The sequence below is a fragment of the Leisingera sp. F5 genome (genome assembly GCF_001593695.1).
In genome coordinates this window covers 1-8,368 of the sequence record NZ_LUKH01000077.1, presented here as the reverse complement: position 1 = coordinate 8,368, position 8,368 = coordinate 1, and the positions used below count along the sequence as shown (strand labels likewise).

Below are 8,368 nucleotides of genomic sequence, written 5' to 3'. Positions count from 1 at the left end.
CTTTATTTATCTGGCCTGGATCGGGGCCGCCGCAGCGGTCAAGGAACGTGCCCACATCCGCATTGATGTCATGCTCCACTACCTCGGGCCCAGGCCCAAGGCGCTGGCTTATATTTTTGGCGATCTGGTGATGTTCGCCGTCGCTCTGGTCGCCCTCTTCTGGTCATTCGAAACTGTTCTGGTTTCGGCCAAATTCGGATCGGTAACGGATGGGCTGCGCATATCCAAAGTCTGGTTTCTGGCCGCCGTCCCATTGGGGTTTGCACTGATGATCTATCGTCTCGGGCAATCCTTTGTACGCGATTTCCGCTCCCTTCGTGACGGTACTCCCGTCTTCGAAGGCGACAAGCTGTTTGATTGAGGGGCTGAGGCATGCTGTGGAATTCACTCAATCAAACAGTCGAGCTGGGCTGGGACTTCTACCTTCCGGTGATCATGTTCGTAGGGCTGATCGCGCTGGCTGTGCCGGTCTGGGCCGCCATCGGTGCTGCGGCAATCACCATGCTGGTGATGTCGGGCGACCTGCCGCTCAGTGCCATCGGCGAGAGCCTGTTCACCGGCATCGACGCCTTTGCGCTGACAGCGGTGCCGCTGTTCATCCTGACAGGCGACGTGCTGGTCCGCACCGGGCTCAGCAAGAAATTTCTTGATGTCGCAGAGACGCTGACATGCTGGACGCGCGGCGGCTTCGGCTCTGCCACGGTGCTGGTCTGCGGCATGTTCGCGGCGATCTCCGGTTCTGATGCCGCGGGTGCTGCGGCAGTCGGCCGGATGACCATCAACCGGCTGGTCGAAAGCGGCTACCCGCGCCCCTATGCCTGCGCGCTGGTGGCGGCAGGGGCCTGCACCGGCATCCTGATCCCGCCCTCAATCGCCTATATCATCATCGGCCTGGTGCTGGGCATTTCAGCCTCCACCTTGTTCCTGGCGGCGCTGATCCCGGGCCTTGCGATCCTGGTGTCGATTCTCGTCACCAATATCATCATGAACCGGCTCTATACCTATGAAACCGGCGGCAACATGGGGTTTGGCGAATGGCTGGGCAACCTGGGCCATTCGCTGAAATCCGGCTGGTATGCCTTTATCGTGCCGGGGATCATCTTTTATGGCATCTTCTCCGGCCGCCTGACGCCGACCGAGGCCGGCGCCACCGCAGTTGTCGTCACCATCCTGATGGGCTTCATTCTGGGCACTCTGAAACTGTCGGATTTTCCGGCCATGCTGGTCAGCTCTGCCAAGGTGAACGGGGTAATCCTACCGATCATCGCCTTCTCCGCCCCGCTTGCAGAGGCACTGGCGGTCATGGGCGTGCCGCAGGGTTTTGTGACCGCGGTAACCGGGCTGACCGATGATCCGTCGCTGCTGATCCTCCTGATGATCTGCATCCTGATCGCCGCCGGCTGCGTGATGGAGACAACGCCCAACATCGTGATCCTGGCGCCGATCCTGAAGCCGCTGGCCGACAACATCGGCATGAACGAAATCCAGTTCTGCATCACGATGATCACCGCGCTGGGAGTGGGGTTCATCACCCCGCCGCTGGGCCTCAACCTCTTTGTTGTCTCCGGCATCACAGGCGAGTCCATCCTCAAGATCGCCGCCCGCGCCGTGCCCTTTGTTCTGACCATGCTGATCGTAGCGCTGCTGATTGCCTACCTCCCGGCACTTTCGACCACGCTGCTTCCTGATATCTACAAGTAGGACCCCCGAAATGACCCGTGAATACCTGAAGAAAGCCGCCCTGACCCCCAAGTCGGATGCGTCCGAGACCCACAAGATTGTCCAGGGCATCCTGAACGACATCGAGGCAGGTGGCGACGCCAAGGCGCTGGAGTATGCCGCCAAGTTCGACCGCTACGTGGGCAATGTGCTTCTGACGGACGAGGAAATTGAGGCGGCTTGCGCCTTGGTGCCGGAAAAACTGAAGGCCGATATCCGCTTCTCCCACGACAATGTGCGCCGCTTTGCCGAGCTGCAGAAAGGCACGATGCAGGATGTGGAAACTGAAATCTCCCCCGGCTTCGTCACCGGGCAGAAGGTCATTCCGGTGGACGCGGCGGGCTGCTATGTGCCGGGCGGGCGCTACAGCCATATCGCCAGCGCCATTATGACAGTGACCACCGCCAAAGTGGCCGGCTGCAAGCACATTACCGCCTGTTCACCGCCACGCCCCGGCGTCGGCGTTGCCCCTGCCATCGTCTATGCCGCCCATATCTGCGGTGCGGACAAAATCATGGCGATGGGCGGGGTGCAGGGGGTTGCGGCGATGACATTCGGCCTCTTTGGTCTGCCCAAAGCCAACATCCTGGTTGGCCCCGGCAACCAATTCGTGGCTGAGGCCAAGCGCATCCTGTTCGGTCGCGTCGGCATCGACATGATTGCAGGCCCCACCGACAGCCTGATCCTGGCCGACAGCACCGCCGACGCCCATATCGTCGCCACCGATCTCGTCAGCCAGGCCGAGCATGGCTACAACTCCCCGGTCTGGCTGGTCACAGATGACCGCAAGCTGGCCGAAGAAGTGATGCGGCTGGTGCCGGGCTACATCGACGATCTGCCGGAAGTGAATTGCGAAAACGCCACCGCCGCGTGGCGCGACTATGCCGAGGTGATCCTCTGTGCGGACCGCGAGGATATGGCGGCCTGTTCCGACGAGTACGCGCCCGAGCATCTGACCGTACAGACAGAGGATCTGGACTGGTGGCTGCAGCGGCTCACCTGCTACGGCTCGCTGTTCCTGGGCGAGGAGACCACCGTCTCCTACGGCGACAAGGCGGCGGGTACCAACCACGTGCTGCCGACCTCGCGCGCGGCCAGCTACACTGGCGGGCTGTCGGTCCACAAATACATGAAGATCGTCACCTGGCAGCGCGCCACCCGCGAGGGTTCCAAACCAGTGGCCGAGGCCACGGCGCGGATTGCCCGGCTGGAGGGGATGGAGGGCCACGCCCGCGCCGCTGATGTGCGGCTGGCCAAGTATTTCCCAAACGAAACATTTGACCTGACCGCAAATGGCTGACCCGCGAGCCCTGTTTGACCTGGCAGGCCGCACTGCCTGCATCACCGGCGCCAGTTCCGGACTGGGGCGGCGGGCGACGGTGGTTCTTGCGGCAGCCGGAGCGCAGGTGGTGGCGGTGGCCCGCCGGTCGGAGGCTTTGGAAAGCATCTGTGCTGAGATCGGGCCAAGCGCGGCTTATGCGGTGGCGGATGTGGCGGACCGCAGCGCGCTGAAGGCGCTGCGGGACACTGTCACGGCCCCCTTCGGGGCGCCGGACATCCTGATCCACGCGGCCGGTGTCAACACGCGTCAACCCGCAGATGAAGTGACGGCAGAGGGCTGGGATCAGACTCTGGCGCTGAATCTTTCGGCGCCCTTCTTCCTCAGCCAGGCCTTGGTGCCGGCGATGAAGGCGCGGGGCTGGGGTAGGATCGTCAACTTCGCCTCGCTGCAGACGGCGCGGGCGTTTCCCGGCGGCATTGCCTATGGCGCCAGCAAAGGCGGCATCGGCCAGCTGACCCGTGCGATGGCGGAAGCCTGGTCGCCCCATGGCATCACCGCCAATGCGATCGGACCGGGGTTCTTCCCGACTGAGCTGACACAGGCGGTTTTCGGCGATGAACCACGTGCGACTCGCAATGCGGCGCAGACCTGCATTGGCCGCAATGGCAGGCTGGAGGATCTCGACGGGCCGCTGCTGTTCCTCTGCTCAGAGGCATCTTCTTATGTGACAGGACAGATCCTGATGGTTGACGGAGGGTTCACTGCGAAATGAAAGCCTTGGTTTATGAAGGGGTTGAGACGCTGTCGTTCCGCGACGTGCCGATGGCGGCGGGCCGGTCAGGCGAACATCTGATCCGCATCCAAGCCTCTGGCATCTGCGGGTCCGACATGCATGCCTATCTCGGCCACGACAACCGCAGGCCCGCACCCCTGATCCTGGGGCACGAGGCAGCGGGTGTGATCGAGGACGGCCTGCAGGCAGGCCGCCGGGTGGCAATAAACCCGCTGGTGACTTGCGGCACCTGCACCGCGTGCGCATCGGGGCGCGAGAACCTCTGCGCCAGCCGCCAGATAATCTCAATGCCGCCGCGCGAAGGGGCCTTTGCCCAGTTTGTGGCAATGCCGGACAGCAACCTTGTCACCGTGCCGGACGAGGTGCCGCTGGAGAAGGCCGCACTGGCAGAGCCGCTGGCGGTCAGCTGGCACGCCGTCCGTCTGGCGCTGGAGGCGCTGCATCCTGAGATGGAACGCCGCGCGCTGGTGATCGGCGGCGGCGCCATCGGACTGGCGGCAATCCTGGCGCTGCGGGCAATGGGGGTGGCGGACGTCGCCATCCAGGAACCCAACGCAGCGCGCCGGGCCTTCCTGGCGGACCGTTGCGGCCAGCAGGCAGTTTCCGAGTTTCAGGGCACGGTGCCGCTGGTGGTGGACGCGGTGGGCTATGCCGCCACCCGCGCTGCCGCCTCAGCAGCCGCCGCGCCCGGCGGAGTGATTGCCCATGTCGGCTTGGGCGAGGACACCGGAGGTTTGGATATCCGTCGCATGACGCTGCAGGAAATCACCTTTATCGGCACCTACACCTATACCGCGCAGGACTTCCGCGACACCGCGCAAGCGATCTTTGACGGCCGCCTAGGCCCGCTGGACTGGCCTGAGCAGCGGCCGCTGTCAGACGGCGCCGCTGCCTTCCGCGACCTGCGCAGCGGCGCGGTGGCCGCGCCCAAGATCATCCTCGACCCCTGGGCCTGAACCCGCGCCCCAAACAAACGGAGATCAACCATGTATGACAATATCCTGGTTCCCATGGCCCTGGATCACGGGGTGTCCGGAACAACGCTGAAGGCCGCCGCCACCCTGTGCAGCCCCGGCGGGCAGATCACCGCGCTGCATGTCTATGAGCCGCCGCACAGTTCGGTCACCGCTTACCTGGACGAAGACACCGTGCGCGAAGGCTTCGAAAAAGCCCGCCAGGCACTGGCCAGTAAAACCGCAGGCCACGGCAATGTCACGGCAGAGATCGTCAAGGGCCGGTCCTACCGCGCCATCGTCGAATACGCCGAACAGCACGGCATGGACTGCATCGTCGTGGGCTCCCACAAACCGGGCCTCAGCGACTTTTTCCTCGGCTCGACAGCCGCCCGCGTGGTCCGCCACGCGCCCTGCGCGGTGCATGTCTGCCGCACCTCCTGACCCCGAAACAAGACTTCCGAAGCAAAGGCAACCGACTATGAATATCGACAAGAGGATCGCTGACGATCTGGCAGCCAACGGCGTCTCCTTCGTCACGACCGTGCCCTGCAAGCAGCTGGCCGGCGTGATCGAGGAGATCGACCAGCGCGACGACATCTTCCATATCCCCTCCAACAAGGAGGATGAGGGCATGGGGCTGTGCGTCGGCGCCTGGATGGGCGGCAAGCGCCCGGCCATCATCATGCAGAACACCGCCATCGGGGTCACCATCAACACGCTGGCGACGCTGATCCAGTACTACCGGATGCCGCTGCCGATGCTGATCTCCTACCGCGGTGAGCTGCGCGAGCCGGTGGCCTGCCAGGTGGAAATGGCAGTGCATACCAAGGCGCTCTTGGCGCAGCTCAACATCCCCACCTACCACTTCCACTGGCAGAAGGACGTCGAGGAGCTGGACAACATCCTGAAATACACCTTCATGTGCAACAAGCCCGTTGCCATCCTGACCGACGCCAACTTCTGGGGAGGCTATGGCGACCAATGATCCGTTCCGAAATCCTGAAAGAGATCGCACCCATCCTGCGCACCCAGCTGGTAGTCTGCAACATTGGCATTCCGTCACAGGAGCTGCATGCAATCGATGACCAGCCCAGCAATTTCTACATGCTGGGCACCATGGGGCTGGCCTCCTCCATCGGGCTGGGCCTGGCGCTGGCGCAGCCGAAACCGGTGATCGTGATCGACGGCGACGGCTCGATCCTGACCAACCTCGGCACCCTGCCCACCATCGGCAACAACGCGCCCGGCAATTACATCCTGATGATCATCGACAACGGTTCCTATGGCTCCACCGGCGATCAGCCGACCTATACCAGCCAGCGCACCGATCTGGCCGCCATGGCCCGCGCCGCCGGCTGCACCCGGGTGGTGGAGGTGCAGGACAAGGACACCGGCCCTGCGCTGGAGGAGGCGCTGGCCAGCGGCGAGGCCACGGTGCTGGTGGTCAAATGCGACAGCGGCAACGCCAAGATGCCGGTGATCACGATGGACCCGGTGGTGATCCGCGACCGCTTCATGAAGGCTGTGGCCGGCTGATGGGCGCAGGCGCCATCCATTCCGCTGAGGACGCCCGCCGCCTGGCCCGGCGGCGGCTGCCCTGGATGGTGTTTGACTATATCGACGGCGCCGCCGGGCAGGAAGCCGGGGCGGCGCGCAACCGCGCCGCCCTGGATGCCATTACCCTGCGGCCCCGCATCCTGCGGGATGTCAGCCAGCGCTCTCTGACCACCCGGATTTTTGGCGCTGAGGCAGACCGGCCCTTTGGGATTGCGCCGATGGGCATGTGCAACCTGTCGGCTCCCGGCGCCGATTTGATGCTGGCGCGGCTGGCCGCGCGCTACCGCGTGCCGCATGGGGTCTCTACCGTGGCCTCCACCCCGCTGGAGCAGATCATCGAGACCGCAGAGGGATACGCCTGGTTCCAGCTCTATTTCAGCGGCGACGGCAGCAGCGCCTTTAAACTGGCCGAGCGCGCCAGGGCCGCCGGTTATCAAACCCTGGTGCTGACAGTGGACGTGCCCGAAGTCGGCCGCCGCCCGCGCGAATTGCGCCATGGCTTCAAAATGCCGTTCCGCATCGGCCCCCGCCAGTTCATCGACTTTGCCCTGCACCCGCGCTGGTCGCTGGCCACCCTCCTCAAAGGGAAGCCGGGAATGGCGAATTTTGAGAGGGAAGGCTACGACTTCGATCGCACCGAAAGCCGCGCCCGCGCCACCTGGGACACGCTGGCACGGCTGCGCGATGCCTGGCCTGGAAAACTGGTGGTGAAGGGTGTTCTGGATGTTGAAGATGCCCGCATGCTGGTTGCGGCGGGCGTTGATGCGATCCAGGTCTCCAGCCACGGCGCCCGCCAGTTGGAGGCCGCACCGGCCCCGATAGATATGCTCGCAAAAATCCGCGCGGCGCTCGGACCGGAGTTCCCCCTGTTCTACGACAGTGGTCTGCGGTCGGGTGAGGACGTCCTCAAGGCGCTGTCCGCCGGAGCGGATTTCACGTTCTTCGGGCGGATCCTGCAATTTGCAATCGCGGCGGGCGGCGAAGCAGGGCTGGAACATCTGTGGGAAGCCCTGGGCGAAGAATTGAGCATCGCTATGGCACAGACGGGGCTGACCTTGTTAACCGGTGGCAGTTTGCAGAGTTAGTACTGACGCAAATCAACTAAATTCCCGCCTATGATAACGGTCTTTAGCAACTTGGGACTGGCGTGCGGCTCCTGTGTTGCAAGCCAGTTGGCAAGGGCGTTGCTTTCGGACAAAGACTTGGCCAATGAGTTGGCCAAACTGAGGCAAAGGTTTAAACTCTTGCCCTTTTGGTATCGTCGGAACGGTGCTGGTCTCTTCACGAGAGGCCAAGTGAGAGCGTACGCCAACAGCCGAATTTTCGCGTTTTGCAGTATTCGGGCTGAGGCAGGTTGGTCTGGAGCCAGCTTTTTTGTATCGCAGAGCAACGCCCGACTTCGGTAACGCCTGAATGTCGGCTTCCGGCATCCGATCTGAAAGGCTCGCGTTTGCAGCAATAGTTAATTTTCCGCCCTCCCTGCTTTTCGCTGCAGACGCAAAGCGCGCAAGCACTAAATCGCTCTGCGATAGGGGTTTGAACTTCGTCCCTGTTCCCGGACACCAGGGTAATTTACCCCTGTCCAGGAAAGGAGCATGGAATGGGACAAACGAGACGGACGTTCACAGATGAATTCAAAGCCGCAGCTGTTGGTCGGCTCTATAAGCCTGGTGCCACACAAGGTGGTGTTGCCAAGGAGCTTGGAGTGACGAGCTCGCAATTGAAGACGTGGCGCTTGGAGATCGAAGCGGCAGGATCAATAGCAGCACTGCGCAGGCAGCAGGCGGTTTGCCTCCTGGCTCGGGCGATCTCCGGAGACAGCTTCACCGGATGACGTGAAGCACTTCCAGCAGCATCTGATCGAGACCGGGACCAGCATTTGCACCCGCAACCAAACCATGACCGGGGTGAAGTTTCTGTTCCGGGTCACCCTGCGGCGGCATGATCTGGCAGCCGAGGTTTTCCGCCTGAAGGAACCGGTGAAAGTGCCGCTTGTGCTGAGCCGCAACGAGGTCAGGCGCATCCTCGCCATGGCCCCCGGCCTGAAGGCGCGCGTAATGC

At 63.1% G+C, this 8,368-nt stretch carries 10 protein-coding genes and 1 pseudogene; all 11 read left to right on the top strand.

Translation table 11 applies throughout. The annotated features are described in order from the left end of the window. Positions 1-361, top strand: a 361-nt coding sequence (locus tag A2I95_RS23745) for a TRAP transporter small permease (protein ID WP_291733818.1), incomplete at its 5' end; no start/stop codon positions are given. 11 nt (positions 362-372) lie between these two features. Further along, complete coding sequence (locus tag A2I95_RS23740; RefSeq protein ID WP_291733815.1) at positions 373-1,701, top strand: TRAP transporter large permease; 1,329 nt, start codon at positions 373-375, stop codon at positions 1,699-1,701. A gap of 10 nt (positions 1,702-1,711) precedes the next feature. Next, entirely contained in the window at positions 1,712-3,019 is a 1,308-nt protein-coding gene (hisD, locus tag A2I95_RS23735) for a histidinol dehydrogenase (protein ID WP_291733813.1), read from the top strand. After that, complete coding sequence (locus A2I95_RS23730; RefSeq protein ID WP_027256513.1) at positions 3,012-3,773, top strand: SDR family oxidoreductase; 762 nt, start codon at positions 3,012-3,014, stop codon at positions 3,771-3,773. The genes hisD and A2I95_RS23730 overlap by 8 nt, the downstream gene beginning before the upstream one ends. Continuing rightward, a complete protein-coding gene (locus tag A2I95_RS23725) occupies positions 3,770-4,750 on the top strand; it encodes an alcohol dehydrogenase catalytic domain-containing protein (RefSeq protein ID WP_027256512.1) in 981 nt (326 codons plus the stop codon). Before A2I95_RS23730 ends, A2I95_RS23725 begins: the two co-directional genes overlap by 4 nt. Positions 4,751-4,780: 30 nt before the next feature. Next, complete coding sequence (locus A2I95_RS23720; protein ID WP_027256511.1) at positions 4,781-5,191, top strand: universal stress protein; 411 nt, start codon at positions 4,781-4,783, stop codon at positions 5,189-5,191. A 37-nt stretch (positions 5,192-5,228) separates the two neighbouring features. Then, entirely contained in the window at positions 5,229-5,735 is a 507-nt protein-coding gene (gene comD, locus A2I95_RS23715; RefSeq protein ID WP_291733809.1) for a sulfopyruvate decarboxylase subunit alpha, read from the top strand. Then, a complete protein-coding gene (comE, locus tag A2I95_RS23710; protein ID WP_027256509.1) occupies positions 5,732-6,286 on the top strand; it encodes a sulfopyruvate decarboxylase subunit beta in 555 nt (184 codons plus the stop codon). Before comD ends, comE begins: the two co-directional genes overlap by 4 nt. Next, complete coding sequence (locus A2I95_RS23705) at positions 6,286-7,392, top strand: alpha-hydroxy acid oxidase (RefSeq protein ID WP_027256508.1); 1,107 nt, start codon at positions 6,286-6,288, stop codon at positions 7,390-7,392. Before comE ends, A2I95_RS23705 begins: the two co-directional genes overlap by 1 nt. A 515-nt stretch (positions 7,393-7,907) precedes the next feature. After that, positions 7,908-8,141, top strand: coding sequence for a transposase (locus A2I95_RS23700; RefSeq protein ID WP_291733805.1), 234 nt, complete (start codon positions 7,908-7,910; stop codon positions 8,139-8,141). A 1-nt stretch (position 8,142) separates the two neighbouring features. Beyond that, positions 8,143-8,368 (top strand): annotated as a pseudogene (locus A2I95_RS23695) (integrase); the annotation flags it as partial.